Consider the following 13,024-nt stretch of genomic DNA (forward strand, 5'->3'; position numbering starts at 1 on the left):
GGTCGGCCGGGGGTGGAGAGTCCCCCGGCCTCCCGGCCCCCGGTCTTCAGGTGGTGAAATCGGCGTCGGCGGCGGTGACCACCGCTGCGACACGGCCTGGGGCGTCGCTGAACCGCCAGTACAGGTTCGTGTGGGAGATGACCTTGTCCGGGGTCGGCGCGCCGTAGGCGGTCAGATCCTCGGTGGTGTGCGCGTCCGAGACGAGGACCGTGTCGTAGCCGCGGGCCATCGCACCGTGCAGCGTCGACCGGATGCACGCGTCGGTCTGAGCGCCCGAGACGAACACCCGGCCGACGCCCCGCTCGGCCAGCACCTGCTCGAGATCGGTGCCCTCGAACGAATCGCCGTAATACTTCTGCACCAGCGCCTCACGTTCGCCGCGCTCCAGCTCCGGAACGTACCGCCAGGCCTCGCTGTCCGTCGGTAACTCGTCGGAGTTGTGCTGCACCCAGACGACCTCGACACCCGCGCCCCGCGCCCGCTCCACGAGCCCGGCGATCGTGGCCACCACCTTGTCGCGTTCGTAGGCCCCCTGCACCACACCGTTCTGCACGTCGATCACCAGCAGCGCGCTGTGGGGGCGGTTGTCGAGCGTCGTCATGGCTACTCCTCGGCTGAGGTGGATCCGACCCCACGAACATAGACCGACCCCCTGACAACCGGGCCAGAGATTCATGCCGGTGCCCCGTGAACACGGCCACGTTGCCGTCGCGGTGGCCTTCGTCATACGGCCGGACGACCGGATCCGCTGCAAGCATGATTCCCATGCTCAGGCCCGAGATCATGAACTACTACCAGCGCGGTGGCGAACGAAATCGTCTCACCGTCTCCAGCCGGGGTCGGCTGGAGTTCCTCCGCACCTGGGACGTCCTGACCCGGGTGCTGCCCGCACCACCCGCGACGGTGCTGGATGTCGGCGGTGCCACCGGTGTCTATGCGGGCCCGCTCGCACGGGCCGGCTATCGCGTGTGCGTTATCGATCCGGTGCCCGAGTATGTTGCCGAGGCGTCCGCTCTGGACGGAGTGGCGGCCGTCGTCGGGGATGGCCGTGCGCTGCCGGCGGCCGACGACACCGCCGACGCGGTGCTGTTGTTCGGCCCGCTGTATCACGTGCTGGACCGGGCCGAACGGATCGTGGTCTGGCGCGAGGCCGCTCGAGTCGTACGGCCCGAGGGTGTGATCGTGGCCGCGACGATCAGCCGGTTCTTCCCGCTGTTCGACGGCTTGACCCGGGGTTTCTTCCGGGACCTGCGGTATCGCCGGCTGGTGGAGCAGACATTGTCGGACGGCACCTATCGAAACGTCGACGGTGAGCCGGCCTGGTTCACGACCGCGTACCTGCATCATCCGGACGAGTTGCTGAGTGAACCCGCGGAGGCCGGTCTGATGGTGCGCCGGCGGATCACCGTGGAAGGTCCGCTGCGGATCATCGGCTCTCGCCTGGACGAAATCCTGGCCGACCCGCAAGAGACCGCTGTCATGCTGGAGATGCTGCGCACCGTGGAAGACGAACCATCCCTGCTCGGCGATAGTCATGTCCTTTCCGTCGCGACACCGCTTCGCGGCTGAGGCGCATCCGGCGGGTCAGGTTTCGGTGCCGATCGACGATCAGGGCGGTAGCGATGAGCTCGTCGGCGCCGTAGCGTGCTGCCCGCGACTGAGTCATGATCCGGCCGGGGTCGTCTGCGTCTCGATGTAGTTGATGGCGGTGTCGAGCGCGGTTTCGAGTGCCTTGGTGTCTCGGCGGACCTGACTGAGCAACAGGCCGCCCTGGGCAGCGGCGAGCAGAGCGAGCCCCAGCTCCTCGGGATCGGCGTCCGCCCGGAGCTCGCCGGTGGCCTGCATGGCGGCCAGGCCGGCAACGAGCAGCTTCTCCCATTGCGCGAACGACTGGGCGAGCCGGGCGCGAGCAATCGGATTGGGCTCGGCGAGGTTGCTCGCGAGCGAGCCCAACGGGCAGCCGCCGACGCACTCGGCCTGACGAGTCAGGTCGACCACAAGATCACGCCATCTGCGGAGCGCCGCCAGACTGTCCATCCGGTCGAGACCCATATGTTGAACGTCGAGGACGATTTCGGTCAGCCGGTCGACCACCGCCAGGACGAGCTCATCCTTGTCGCGGAAGTAGTGATAGAGCTGCGAGGGGCTGACCGCCGCAGCGCGTTGAATGTCTTCGAGAGTTGTGCGTGTCACGCCGTGTTCCAGCATGAGCCCGGAGGCCGCATCGACTATGCGGAGACGCGTGGCCTGTCCTTTCGCCGTCAATCGACGCTTATCCTCACTCGCGGTCATGCGCCACCGTACCTCGTTTAGAGTTGCCACTCCAAAAATCGCCCGGCATACTCGGTGCATCCACTCCAAGTGGGAAAGCGAAGCAGGATTCTGCCGACAAAGATTGCCCTGATAAACAGCGCAAGGAGGCCGCAGGCGGCGATATTCGCCAAGGCCTCCGAGTAACTGCGGTGTGGCACTACGAGAAGAAACCCGGGAAAGAGGAACCTCGGGGTCCGTCCCGTTTTCAAAAGAGGATGGATCTCGCGATAACTCCTGCTCTAATCGTCTATCGGATCACCGAAAAGGAGTTTGAAATGTCGGGACTGGCGGGCAAGGTCGCCCTGGTGACAGGGGCTAGTACGGCGGGTATCGGTCGGAGCACAGCACTCAAACTGGCCCGCGAGGGCGCCCGCGTCGCCGTGCACTATCGGAACGGCAAACAAGGTGCCGAAGAGACACTGGCGGCCGTTGAAGCGGAAGGCGGTTCCGGCTTCCTCGTGTGCGCGGACTTCTCTGAGCCTGGAGGTGCCAAGAAGTTGTGGGCCGACTTCGACCTGCATTCGCAAACGGTCGACATCGTGGTCAACAATGCCGGCTTGCGCGGTCCTGGCTTTGACGGCCTCGCGGGAGCCGAAGAGAAACTTTACGACCAACTCTTCGCGATCAACCTCAGGGCGCCGCTGTTGATCATCCAAGAGGCTCTGCGCCGGATGCCGAACGGTGGTCGCATCATCAATGTCTCCACCGCCGCCACCTATGTGGCGATTCCGTCGGACCTTCTGTACTCGACACTCAAAGCCGGTACCAACCTTGCGACTCGCACCCTCGCATGGGAGCTGGGTGGTCGCAAAATCACCGTGAACTCCGTCGCCCCAGGATTCATCAACGCCCCCATGGCCGCACCGTTTCTGGCGGTTCCCGAGATCGCGGCGTGGATGAAAACCATCAACGCCCTTCAGGATGTCGGGGAGCCCATTGACGTGGCGAACGTGATCGTGTTCCTGGCTTCCGATGAAGGGCGCTGGATCACCGGTCAGGTGCTGGACGCCAGCGGAGGCACCGTTCTCGGCGTACCTCCCATTCAGCGCTGATCGGTGACCGCCCGTCAGACCTCGTCCGACGGCTGAGCCTCAGACGCCATCCGAGCCGCCCGGGCGATGCGCTTATGTCCCCGCGGCGCGACGCCGTCGCGGTGGGTTGGCTCAGCGACGACGCAACAACCACCCGCCTGACGCCAGGGTGCCGAGGGCCCAGGCGGCGGTGACGGCGAGGCCCGCCCAGGGGCCGATCGGCAGGCTCGCGGGATCGGCCGTGGTCTGGATGGAGAGGCCGGCCGTCGAGGGGCCTATCCGGTAGAGGGCCTCCTGCCAGTCGCGGTCCGGGAAGAAAGGGATGATGGCGGGGATGACGTAGAGGGCGCTCAGAGTGGCGCCGGCGGCGAAAGGCGCGTTTCGCAGGAGGGCGCCGACGCCCAGGCCGAACAGCGCTGTCAGGGAAAGGTAGAGCACTGAGCCGGCCGCGGCGCGCAGCACGGTTGTCGATGTCAGTGCCGGGTAGGACGAGGAGATCAGGCGACCCGCGAGCACCGATGCGCCCACCGCCAGCAGTGCCGCCCCGGAGACGCCGAGCAGCAGCCAAGCGCTCTTCGCGAAAAGCACGGGCAGGCGGCGGGGCACCGCCAGCCATGTGGTCTGGATGAGGCCGGTCGAGTACTCGCCGGCGAGCAGTTGCACGCCGGCCAGCGCGGCCACGGCCTGGCCGATGAGCACGCCCTGGAGGCTTGCGTGCACCGGGTCTGGACCGTCCACTACGGCCATCGCCGAGCCCGCTGCCGTCACCGCGACCAGCAGGATCAACAGCAGGAGCGGGCCACGCCGGGTGCGCAACTTCGTGAGCTCGGCCCTCATGCGTCACCTCGCCGGATGCGGACCACGCCCAGAGCCACGAACGCGGTCGCCCACAAAGCCGTCACGCCCAGGCCGGCCCACGGCGCGAGCGGGAAGTAGCCGTCGGCCGGTGCGTACGGATACTGCACCTGGGCGTACGCGGGAATGCTCTGCAAAATCGCGAAACCGGCGGCCGGTGTCACCCGCAGCAACCAGCGGGCCGCCTCGTCCGGCACCACCGATGTGGTGGCCAGCATGTGCGGCACGACGACCAGCAGGACCGCGCAGGCCATGGCGGCGATGCCACGGCGGAGGACGACCCCCATCCCGTACGCGAGGAGGGCCGCGAGCGAAAGCACCAAGCCGCACCCGACGACGATGCGGAGCCCGACGCCGAAGCCGACCGGGGCGATGAACGTGCCGCCCGCCCGGAGCAGACGCAGTGACACCGGCAGCGTCAGCAGAGCCGCGATCAGTCCGGTGACGAACGTCGCGGCGAACATCACCCCCGCCTTGGCGACGACCGTGCGATGGCGTCGAGGGGTGGCGATCAGTGTGGTGCGGATGAGGCCGCGGCGGTACTCGGCGGTGATGAACATCGCCGCGACCACGATGACGACGAACAGCGCGGCGAACAGGCCCGCGACGGTCTGTTCGAGAGGCGGCCCGGCCTCGCGACCGGCCGGCGCGATGTCTCCGCTGCCGCTGATCGTGAGCGACCCGCCGGATTCGCGCATCCCGGGCGGCTGATGGAATTTCTCCCAGTCGGTGCCGTCACCGGTCCGGCCGACGCCGTCGTACGTCCAGCCGCCGCCCGGGCCGACCTCGTCGAATACGGCGGTGGCCTGGGTGAATCGGGCCTTGACGACGCGTCCGCCGCGGCCGTTCGCCTCCGCCGTGACGTTACTCGGGGAGGCGACGAACAGGCCGATCTGCACCTGCCGGGGGAGGCCGTCGAGGCGTACGGCGCTGATCTTCGTCCAGGAGGTGCCGTCCGCCGAGGCATACCCGGTGATGGTCTCGCCCTTGCGGTCGAGGCGGAGCCACCGGGCGCCCGGCGGTCCGGCGGCGTCGCCCGTGAAGTTGTGCTGCATCCGGACGCCGTGCGCGGCGGTGAGCAGCACCGAGGCGTACGGGGAACCGGGCTTTGTGCCGTCCTTGATCATGAGGCCGGCCTTGGCCCAGGGCACCATCTCGTTGACGATCTCGTCATTGTGCGGCGGGGGATACGTGATGATCCCGGTCATCGAGGTGACCCGGGCCGTAAGCGTGCCGTCGCCGTCGAGCGGGCGATGAGCGAACGAGAACGAGTCGGTGACCACCTGGCCGTCCGGACCGACCGGGGGATCGGGGCAGGGGCCGCCCAGGCAGGACGTGTGGGTGCCGGCGGCGGTGAGCAGGCCGAACGCCACGGTGAGGGTGATCGCGACAAGCAAGGCGATCATCGAGCCCGGCAGGGTGCGGAGTTTGGTCCACTCAGCGCGCAGCACGGAACTCGACCTCCGTACGGGTGAGCGCGAGGTAGGCGGCCTCGAGGCTGCCGTGGCGCCCGGTCAGTGCGGCGACCGGTTCGTCGGCGACCACGTGGCCGCGCCCGACCATCACCAGATGACCGGCAAGATCCTGCAGCTCGGACATGAGATGGCTGGCGATCAGCACCGAGCGCTGCTGGGCGGCGAGATCGCGCAGCAGTTCCCGCATCCAGACGATGCCCTCGGGATCCAGGCCGTTGAACGGCTCGTCGAGGATGAGGATCGGTGGGTCGCCGAGAAGCGCCGCGGCCACGCCCAGACGTTGTTTCATGCCCAGCGAATATCCGCCCGCGTGGCGGCGGGCCGCCTTCGCCAGGCCGACCAGGTCGAGCACCTCGTCGACCCGGCGGGCCGGCAGCCGTTGCGAGTGGGCCAGCCACAGTAGATGGTTGCGGCCGGAGCGGGTCGGGGCCAGAGCGCCCGGGTCGATGAGCGCGCCCACGTGGGTGAGCGGCCGGGTGAGCTCGGCATAACGACGGCCGCCGACCAGGGCGGTGCCGGCATCCGCGCGGTCCAGGCCGAGGATGACGCGCATCGTGGTGGACTTGCCGGCGCCGTTCGGGCCGACGAAGCCGGTGACGTGCCCCGGCCGCACGGTGAAGGTCATGTCGTCCAGCGCGACCGCGGGACCGTAACGCTTGCACAACCTGCTGACTTCGATGGTGTTGGCTCGCATGCCGAATGTTGTACGGCGCCGGGCCTAACAGCGGCGTGACAGGTCTTGTCATTTCTCTGTTAGGTGCCGGCTGGCAAGGTTGGCGCATGAACGTTCGGACCCGCTTCACCTTGCTGTACGGAGGGCTGTTCCTCTTCTCGGGAGCGGTGCTGCTGTCCATCGTCGCCGCTTTCGGGGCGCGCAGCGCGGTCACCGCGCCGCGGCAGGGGCAGACGCCGTCCGTCGACATCGCACGCGTGCTGGCCGAGGCGGACCGGGAACGCAACCGGAGCCTTATATATGGGGCTCTCGTCGCGCTGTTCGTCATGCTGCTGCTCGCGATCGTCCTCGGGCACGCGGCGGCCTGGCGGGTGGTGCGGCCGCTGCGCACGATCACCGCGGCGACGCGGCGGATCTCGGCGGACAACCTGCACGAGCGGCTGGCGGTGCGCGGGCCGGCGGACGAGGTGAAGGCGCTCGCCGACACGATCGACGACCTGTTGGGCCGGCTCGAGCAGTCGTTCGTGGCGCAACGGCGGTTTGTCGCGGACGTGTCGCACGAGCTGCGGACGCCGTTGGCGACCATGCGAGCCTCGCTGGATGTGGCCGAGGCGAAACCGGAATCGGTGCCGCCGGCGCTGGCATCCCGGTTGCGCCGGTCGCTGGACCAGGTGGACGGGCTCATCGACGGGTTCCTCATATTGGCTCGGGCGCAGCACGGTGCGCTCGATTCGCGCGCGGTGGTGTCGTTGCGAGATCTTGCCGAGCAGGCGCTGCTCGCGTGGGACGACGACGTTCCGATCACCGGAGAGGCGCTGGCCGAGGGCAATCCCGTGCTGCTCGCGCGGATGGTCGCCAACGTGGTGGACAACGCCGTCCTGCACTGCCCGCCCGGCGGGAAGATCACCATCTATGCGGACGCGTCGGACACCCAGGCCCGGCTCGTCGTGAGCTCGGACGGCGAGATGCTCGATCCGGCGCAGGTCAAGCAGCTCGGCAAGCCGTTCCAGCGGATCGGCGCCGAGCGCACCGGCACCAGCACCGGGCTGGGGCTCGCCATCGTCGCGGCGATCGTGTCGGCCCATGGCGGCGCCCTCGATCTGCAGGCTCGCCCGGCGGGCGGGCTGCAGGTCACGATCACCCTGCCACGCCGATGAGGATCCTGGTCGTGGAGGACGCGCGCGAGCTCGCCGACGTGGTGGCCGAGGGGCTGCGCGACCAGGGGATGGCGGTGGATGTCGCCTATGACGGGATCGACGCGGCGGGCAAGGTCGACCGGAACACGTACGACGTGGTGGTCCTCGACCGTGATCTGCCGGGCATGCACGGGGACGCCCTCTGCCAGGTGATCACGGCGCGGGAGGCGCGGGCCATGGTGCTGATGCTGACTGCCGCCGGCAGCGCCGACGACCGGGTGAGCGGTCTGACGCTGGGCGCCGACGACTACCTGGCGAAGCCGTTTCACTTTCCCGAGCTGGTGCTGCGGGTCCGCGCGCTGGGGCGGCGGCGGCCCGCGGCCCGCGCCCGCACGCTGCGCGCGGCGGGCATCGAGCTCGATCCGATCACCCGTACGGCCACCCGGGCCGGGGTGCCGCTGTCGTTGTCGGTCAAGGAGTTCGCGTTGTTGGAAGCGCTGTTGCGGGCCACGCCGGCCTTCCTCAGCGCCGAGGATCTCTTGGAGCAGGTATGGGACGAGAACGCCGATCCATTCACCAACACGGTGACCGTGACGATCGGTCGCCTCCGCCGCAAACTGGGCGAGCCACAGGTCATCGCCACCATGGCGGGAGTCGGCTATCGCATCGTTTAGCGCTAGGAGCGGTCGGTCAGGTGCTCGCGGCCCGCGGGGGCGTCGTAGGGCTCGGGCCAGAAGTCGGTGATCTTCGAGATCAGGCCGTCGCCGGTCAGCTCGAGCCAGACGAGGGCGTCGTGGCTGTCGTCGCCGACGTCGAACGTCACCCACAGGGCGGCTTCGCGGCTGTCGGCCACCACACGGCGCACGGTCAGTTGCCAGTCGCCCGGGTATTCCACATTGAACTGGATCAGGGCTTGCTTGCCGCGGATTCGTTCGCGGGTCTGGGGCAGTTCGTAGACCACGTCGTCGCTGAGCAACGCGCCCCAGGCCGGCCAGTCACGCATGTCCAGCAGTTCTCCGTATGCGTGGGCGGTGCGCCGCGTCTGTTCGGTGGCGTCCACGTCAAACCGGTCCGCCGCCGAAGCCGAACTCGTTGCCGTCCGGATCCGTGAAGGTGACTTTTCGTACGCCGTTTCCGTAGGTCTCGCGGTTGGCCGGCTCGATTCCGCGCTTGGACACGGCGGCGACCCGCTCGTCGAGGTCGTCCACGAAGATCGTGTGTACGGCGTGGCCCGCGTGCGACGGCCGGAGATTGACCGCGACGTAGCGGTGCTCGGCCAGCTCCCACACGGATTCGGTGTCGTGCGCGACGAAAGCGGGTGGGGTGCCGAACAGCCTCTCGTACCAGTCGAGGGCCGCGGGATAGTCCGAGACCGAGATCCCGCCGAAGAAGTCGAGGGCCATCGCCCCACCATACGAGACGGCCGGGCCGAAAGGAGGGCTCCTGAGCAGCGACTGGGCCGAGGGCGGTGGGGTGGCGACGCGCGTTGCGGAGGTGGGTCACGCTGCGGTGTCGAGGCGGGTCGCGGTGGCGGCGACGTCAGCGGGCCGTGTAGCCCGAGTTGACGCTTCGGGGGACGGCGCGCTGGTAGGCCTCGGGGTCTGACGGGGACGCGGTGGCCAAGCCGTCGACGTAGCGGTTGAACATGCTGAACGCGGCGGCTATCAGGACGGTGTCGTGGATTTCGCGGTCTGTTGCGCCTTCCGACCTCGCGGCCTCCACCAGCTTGTCGGTGACTGTGCGGCCGTCTCGGCGTACGGCCTCGGCTATGTGCAGCAGGGTGCGCAACTTCTGCGAGATCGCGGCGGTCTCGGGGTCCTGGCGGACCTCGTCCACCAGTTGGCGGCCGGACGGTAGCTGTGCGGCGGCGAAGGCTGAGTGGGATTCGCGGCAGTACGTGTTCTCGTTTCGGGACGAGACGTAGGCGGCGATCAGTTCGCGTTCGCCTCGGGGGAGTGAGTTCGGGCTGCGCAGCAGGACCTCGGCCAAGTCCATGAGTGGCTTCGCTGTTTCCGGGCGGTAGGCGAGCAGGCCCTGGATGCCGGGGAGCCGCTCCTCGTCCACGCCGAGATCGATGTGCGTCACCGGCTCAGGATAGTGGGAATCGGGCCACGGGCGGGCGGCGGCGCGCGTAGCGTCGATGTCGTGATCCCGCAGAACTTCCCGCTCTATCTGCGTGAGCCCGGGGCTACCCGGGCCGACGACCGGGTCTGGCTGGTCGTGGGCTGGTTACCGGACAAGATCTCGGGGCTGCCCCGTCAGCCGGTCGCGCTGCTCTGCGACGGCGCGGTGGAGGAACCCCGCGTGCTGGAGCAGACCACCACCTTCCGGGTAATCAGCCCGAACGGGCACTAGAGCCCTGGTCGAGTGACGCCCGACGCGGGAAGGGGCCGCTCGCCCCGCTCCCGGCCCGCGTGCCCGCGCCCCGGCTGCTGGGATGCGCCGACGTAGTGCCGACACCTCGCCCGGCGCTCAGGGCTGGAGCATTCCGAGCACCAAGGCCAGCGGCGGCCACGTGCCCCGGCCTCGTTTGATCACCGCGTACGCCCGGAGGTCCACCCGGGGGTCGGCCAGCGGCACCAGCGCGACGCCCGCGCGCGGGGCCACGTCGGCGGGGAGCAGGCCCACGCCCATGCCGGCCACGATCAGGTCGCTGAGCAGGCCGAGGCTGTCGCAGCGGTGCATGATCCGGGGCTCGCCGCCGCGCAGGGCGGCCAGCGTGCGGATCACCTCCTCGTCCGAGCCGTCGCGCGAGTTGACGATCCAGTCCTGCCGCCACGCCTCTTCGGCGGACATGCCGATCGGCACGCCGAGGTCCCACGGGGCGCTCCACAGGCGGCGCGTCTCGTAGCGGCTCGGGAAGGCGGCAGGGGCCAGGTTGTAGTCGTAGGTGAGGGCCAGGTCCACGTCGTCGCTGTCGAGCAGGGCGTACGCCTCCTCCGGCTCGTGTTCCAGGATCTCCAGTCGGACGTCGCGGTGGCGTACGGACAAAAGCTCTTGAACGGGAAGAAGCGATCGCCGGATGGCCGTGGCGAAGCCGGCGACGCGCAGCAGGCCGGCGGGCTCGGCGCCGGGGTCGAGGTCGTGCTGGGCCGCCTCGACCGCCGCGAGGATGATGATGCCGTGCTCGGCCAGCCGGCGGCCCGCGGGAGTGAGCCGGACCCGCCTGCCCTCGGGCTCGATCAGCGTGGCGCCGACGTCGCGGGCAAGGATCGCTAGCTGCTGCGACACGGTCGAGGTAGTGAGTCCCATCTCTTGGGCGACCTCACGCATCGACCCCAATCGAGCGAGCTCCACCAATATCCGCAGCCTGCGCGTTTCCATCGGATTATTGTTCGGGATCCGTGAACGGTTTGTAAATGATTCACACGTGGTCGCGAATAATCTCACGACGTACTACTGGTGCCCATGAACGTCACGCGCACCGGAACCTCCCTGGCCATCGCCTCGATGCTGACCGTGCAGATCGCCATCGCCGCGTCGGTAGGAGTGATGGATCGGCTAGGGGCCGAAGGTAGCGCGTGGCTGCGACTCGTGGCCGCGGGCCTGGTCCTGCCGTTGCTCGTGCGGCCCCGGCTGCGCAGCTTCGGCACCGGCAACCTGATCGCCGCCGTGGTGCTCGGCATCGCGACCGCAGGCACGACGATGCTGTACATGGCGGCGGTCGCTCGGCTGCCCCTCGGCACCGCCACGGCGATCGAGTTCCTCGGGCCGCTCGGCGTCGCGGCCGCCCGCGGCAAACGCTCCGCGGCCGTGTTCCCGCTGCTCGCCGGCCTGGGCGTGCTGATGCTGACCTCGCCGTGGCGGGGGGTGCCGGATCTCGCCGGCGTCGGGTTCGCGCTGGCCGCGGCCGCGTGCTGGGCCGCGTACATCCTGCTCACCGAGCGGGTCGGCAACGCCGTCGCCGGGTTCCGGGCGCTCGCCGTGTCGATGCCGGTCGCGGGGCTGGTGGCGACGTTCGCGGTGATCCCCGGCGTGGTGTCCGCGTTGAAGCCCAGCGACCTGCTGCTGGGCGCGGTGCTGGGCCTGCTGATGATCACCTCGTACGGGGCGGAGATGCTCTCGTTGCGGCGGTTGAACACGGCATCGTTCGGGACGCTGATGGCGGTGGAACCGGCCCTCGCGCTGACCATCGGAGCGCTGGTGCTGCACCAGATCCCGGACGTGGCGGGCGTCGCCGGAATGGCCCTGGTCGTGGTCGCCGGGATCGGTGCGACCAGGACCGGCCAGCGGCACCCCGAGCCGGTGCCGGAGTCGGAGCCGGAGCTTACCGGGACCGTCGAGCTGGAGCCGGCGGTCGCGGGCGCGCGGTAAAACCTGGAGCCGGCGTGGTCCACTGCGAGGATGGACTATGACCGATGCGTCAAGAAGCTGCGCCTGCCGGACGACTTCGCGCCGCCGGCCGAGCTCAGCCACGCCGGCATCCGGGCGCGCGCGATCCGCCGGGCCTTCCTGGCCGACGACGTGCGCGGGATCAACGCCAGCCTCGACCTGATCCGGCGGACCCGGGGCGGGAAGTGGCCGACCGGGCCGGTCACCGAGGAGTACAACTTCGACGACGTCGTCTGGCACGAGGTGGAGTTCCGCGACGGCGGCTCGTTCACGTACGTGGTGTACGACGACGCCGGCCGCTACCTCGGATGCGCCTACCTCTACCCGATGGGCAAGCGCACCACGCTGACCGCGGACCTGCTCGACTTCGACGTGGACGTGAGCTGGTGGGTGACTCCGGAGGCGTACGGGCAAGGGTTTTACGATTTGGTTTACGAAGGTTTGCGGCATTGGGTGACCGAGGTGTTCCCGTTCCGCAAGCCGTACTACTCGAACGCCGAGATCCCGGGTGTGCGCAACGCATAGCGGCTGGCGCGGCGGAGGTTCGCTGAGCGGGGGACGTTCTCGCTGCGGAGCGCGGGCATGGCCGGGTTTGGCGGCGGGCTTCGACGTGCGGGTGTACGAGCGGGCGTCCGCGTGGGGTGAGGTGGGCGGGATGAGCTGATGGCCAGCAGCCCGGCCGGGATGTCGTCCCAGACGGTGGGGTGGATCTATCAGCATGATGCGGCGACGGCCGGGACAAGCGGCGGCTCCGGCGCGAAGATGGCCCCATGACGATGCCCGACGATATGCGCGCCCACAACCGCCAGCTCATCGCCGACTTCCGGGCCGACGAAGGCCGGTCCATGGCCGGGCGCCCGTTGCTGCTGCTGACCACGACCGGCCGCCGCACCGGCCAGGAACGAACCACCCCGATGATGTACGCCCGTTCCGGCGACCGCCTGTTCGTGATCGCCTCGAACAGCGGCGCGAAGCGTGACCCGCACTGGTATCTGAATCTCGTGGCCGACCCGGACGTGACCGTGGAGATGACCGGCGTGAAGTTCGAGGCGAAGGCGGTCCCCTTATCGGGCGACGACTACGCCGAGGAGTGGTCCGGGATCAAGGCAACGTATCCGTTCTTCGAGGAGCACGAGCAGCGAGCCGGCCGTCCCATCCCGGTGGTGTCCTTGATCCGTCAGTAATCGATCGTTATTTGGTGGGCGCCGT

At 69.0% G+C, this 13,024-nt stretch carries 17 protein-coding genes; 8 read left to right on the forward strand and 9 right to left on the reverse strand.

Annotated elements, in window-relative coordinates; all coding sequences use genetic code 11:
• Nucleotides 1–46: 46 nt before the first annotated feature.
• Nucleotides 47–601: an isochorismatase family protein gene (locus HH310_RS34305; RefSeq protein ID WP_169179883.1), complete on the reverse strand. Its 555-nt coding sequence runs from the start codon at nt 599–601 to the stop codon at nt 47–49.
• A 164-nt stretch (nt 602–765) separates the two neighbouring features.
• On the opposite strand from HH310_RS34305, the gene HH310_RS34310 reads away from it, so the two are divergent.
• Nucleotides 766–1,569 (forward strand): class I SAM-dependent methyltransferase, encoded by an 804-nt coding sequence (locus HH310_RS34310; RefSeq protein ID WP_169179884.1) that lies wholly within the window; start codon nt 766–768, stop codon nt 1,567–1,569.
• Nucleotides 1,570–1,662: 93 nt separating this feature from the next.
• On the opposite strand, the gene HH310_RS34315 is transcribed toward HH310_RS34310, so the two are convergent.
• On the reverse strand, nt 1,663–2,292 hold the full coding sequence (locus tag HH310_RS34315) for a TetR/AcrR family transcriptional regulator (protein WP_169179885.1): 630 nt from the start codon (nt 2,290–2,292) through the stop codon (nt 1,663–1,665).
• Nucleotides 2,293–2,528: 236 nt separating this feature from the next.
• Between HH310_RS34315 and HH310_RS34320 the strand changes: the two genes are divergently transcribed.
• On the forward strand, nt 2,529–3,365 hold the full coding sequence (locus HH310_RS34320) for an SDR family NAD(P)-dependent oxidoreductase (RefSeq protein ID WP_211192965.1): 837 nt from the start codon (nt 2,529–2,531) through the stop codon (nt 3,363–3,365).
• Between the two features lie 111 nt (nt 3,366–3,476).
• Here HH310_RS34320 and HH310_RS34325 read toward each other — a convergent pair whose 3' ends face one another.
• The 3 genes from HH310_RS34325 to HH310_RS34335 are packed head-to-tail and all read right to left on the reverse strand — an operon-like array spanning nt 3,477 to nt 6,368.
• Complete coding sequence (locus HH310_RS34325; protein WP_169179886.1) at nt 3,477–4,181, reverse strand: ABC transporter permease; 705 nt, start codon at nt 4,179–4,181, stop codon at nt 3,477–3,479.
• Nucleotides 4,178–5,650 carry an ABC transporter permease subunit gene (locus HH310_RS34330; RefSeq protein WP_169179887.1) on the reverse strand — a complete coding sequence of 491 codons (1,473 nt, stop codon included), beginning with the start codon at nt 5,648–5,650 and terminating at the stop codon, nt 4,178–4,180. Before HH310_RS34330 ends, HH310_RS34325 begins: the two co-directional genes overlap by 4 nt.
• Entirely contained in the window at nt 5,637–6,368 is a 732-nt protein-coding gene (locus tag HH310_RS34335) for an ABC transporter ATP-binding protein (protein WP_169179888.1), read from the reverse strand. The genes HH310_RS34330 and HH310_RS34335 overlap by 14 nt, the downstream gene beginning before the upstream one ends.
• Before the next feature lie 86 nt (nt 6,369–6,454).
• Between HH310_RS34335 and HH310_RS34340 the strand changes: the two genes are divergently transcribed.
• On the forward strand, nt 6,455–7,504 hold the full coding sequence (locus HH310_RS34340) for a HAMP domain-containing sensor histidine kinase (protein WP_169179889.1): 1,050 nt from the start codon (nt 6,455–6,457) through the stop codon (nt 7,502–7,504).
• Nucleotides 7,501–8,157 (forward strand): response regulator transcription factor, encoded by a 657-nt coding sequence (locus tag HH310_RS34345; RefSeq protein WP_169179890.1) that lies wholly within the window; start codon nt 7,501–7,503, stop codon nt 8,155–8,157. Before HH310_RS34340 ends, HH310_RS34345 begins: the two co-directional genes overlap by 4 nt.
• A gap of 2 nt (nt 8,158–8,159) precedes the next feature.
• Here HH310_RS34345 and HH310_RS34350 read toward each other — a convergent pair whose 3' ends face one another.
• The 3 genes from HH310_RS34350 to HH310_RS34360 form a co-directional block, all read right to left on the reverse strand.
• Entirely contained in the window at nt 8,160–8,543 is a 384-nt protein-coding gene (locus tag HH310_RS34350; RefSeq protein ID WP_169179891.1) for a nuclear transport factor 2 family protein, read from the reverse strand.
• 1 nt (nt 8,544) lies between these two features.
• Nucleotides 8,545–8,886 carry a VOC family protein gene (locus HH310_RS34355; protein ID WP_169179892.1) on the reverse strand — a complete coding sequence of 114 codons (342 nt, stop codon included), beginning with the start codon at nt 8,884–8,886 and terminating at the stop codon, nt 8,545–8,547.
• Between the two features lie 136 nt (nt 8,887–9,022).
• Nucleotides 9,023–9,568, reverse strand: coding sequence for a carboxymuconolactone decarboxylase family protein (locus HH310_RS34360; RefSeq protein ID WP_169179893.1), 546 nt, complete (start codon nt 9,566–9,568; stop codon nt 9,023–9,025).
• A 60-nt stretch (nt 9,569–9,628) separates the two neighbouring features.
• Here HH310_RS34360 and HH310_RS34365 point away from each other — a divergent pair, with 60 nt between their 5' ends.
• Nucleotides 9,629–9,838: a hypothetical protein gene (locus tag HH310_RS34365; protein WP_169179894.1), complete on the forward strand. Its 210-nt coding sequence runs from the start codon at nt 9,629–9,631 to the stop codon at nt 9,836–9,838.
• Between the two features lie 117 nt (nt 9,839–9,955).
• Here HH310_RS34365 and HH310_RS34370 read toward each other — a convergent pair whose 3' ends face one another.
• Complete coding sequence (locus HH310_RS34370; RefSeq protein WP_169179895.1) at nt 9,956–10,807, reverse strand: LysR family transcriptional regulator; 852 nt, start codon at nt 10,805–10,807, stop codon at nt 9,956–9,958.
• Between the two features lie 84 nt (nt 10,808–10,891).
• Between HH310_RS34370 and HH310_RS34375 the strand changes: the two genes are divergently transcribed.
• From HH310_RS34375 to HH310_RS34385, 3 genes are all read left to right on the forward strand, one after another.
• Nucleotides 10,892–11,797 (forward strand): DMT family transporter, encoded by a 906-nt coding sequence (locus HH310_RS34375; protein WP_211192966.1) that lies wholly within the window; start codon nt 10,892–10,894, stop codon nt 11,795–11,797.
• Between the two features lie 30 nt (nt 11,798–11,827).
• The gene (locus HH310_RS34380; RefSeq protein WP_169179896.1) at nt 11,828–12,340 is read left to right on the forward strand and encodes a GNAT family N-acetyltransferase; all 513 of its coding nucleotides are present in this window, start codon (nt 11,828–11,830) and stop codon (nt 12,338–12,340) included.
• Nucleotides 12,341–12,585: 245 nt separating this feature from the next.
• Nucleotides 12,586–12,999: a nitroreductase family deazaflavin-dependent oxidoreductase gene (locus tag HH310_RS34385; protein ID WP_169179897.1), complete on the forward strand. Its 414-nt coding sequence runs from the start codon at nt 12,586–12,588 to the stop codon at nt 12,997–12,999.
• The last annotated feature ends 25 nt before the right edge of the window (nt 13,000–13,024 follow it).

The organism is Actinoplanes sp. TBRC 11911, from assembly GCF_012933445.1.
In the GTDB taxonomy this organism is placed as follows: Bacteria; Actinomycetota; Actinomycetes; order Mycobacteriales; family Micromonosporaceae; genus Actinoplanes.

Coding starts and splice junctions, on each gene's coding strand:
- HH310_RS34305 (WP_169179883.1), bottom strand. CDS start 601: ATGACGACGCTCGACAACCGCCCCCACAGCGCGCTGCTGGTGATCGAC.
- HH310_RS34310 (WP_169179884.1), top strand. CDS start 766: ATGCTCAGGCCCGAGATCATGAACTACTACCAGCGCGGTGGCGAACGA.
- HH310_RS34315 (WP_169179885.1), bottom strand. CDS start 2,292: ATGACCGCGAGTGAGGATAAGCGTCGATTGACGGCGAAAGGACAGGCC.
- HH310_RS34320 (WP_211192965.1), top strand. CDS start 2,529: ATGGATCTCGCGATAACTCCTGCTCTAATCGTCTATCGGATCACCGAA.
- HH310_RS34325 (WP_169179886.1), bottom strand. CDS start 4,181: ATGAGGGCCGAGCTCACGAAGTTGCGCACCCGGCGTGGCCCGCTCCTG.
- HH310_RS34335 (WP_169179888.1), bottom strand. CDS start 6,368: ATGCGAGCCAACACCATCGAAGTCAGCAGGTTGTGCAAGCGTTACGGT.
- HH310_RS34340 (WP_169179889.1), top strand. CDS start 6,455: ATGAACGTTCGGACCCGCTTCACCTTGCTGTACGGAGGGCTGTTCCTC.
- HH310_RS34345 (WP_169179890.1), top strand. CDS start 7,501: ATGAGGATCCTGGTCGTGGAGGACGCGCGCGAGCTCGCCGACGTGGTG.
- HH310_RS34355 (WP_169179892.1), bottom strand. CDS start 8,886: ATGGCCCTCGACTTCTTCGGCGGGATCTCGGTCTCGGACTATCCCGCG.
- HH310_RS34370 (WP_169179895.1), bottom strand. CDS start 10,807: ATGGAAACGCGCAGGCTGCGGATATTGGTGGAGCTCGCTCGATTGGGG.
- HH310_RS34375 (WP_211192966.1), top strand. CDS start 10,892: ATGAACGTCACGCGCACCGGAACCTCCCTGGCCATCGCCTCGATGCTG.
- HH310_RS34380 (WP_169179896.1), top strand. CDS start 11,828: ATGGACTATGACCGATGCGTCAAGAAGCTGCGCCTGCCGGACGACTTC.
- HH310_RS34385 (WP_169179897.1), top strand. CDS start 12,586: ATGACGATGCCCGACGATATGCGCGCCCACAACCGCCAGCTCATCGCC.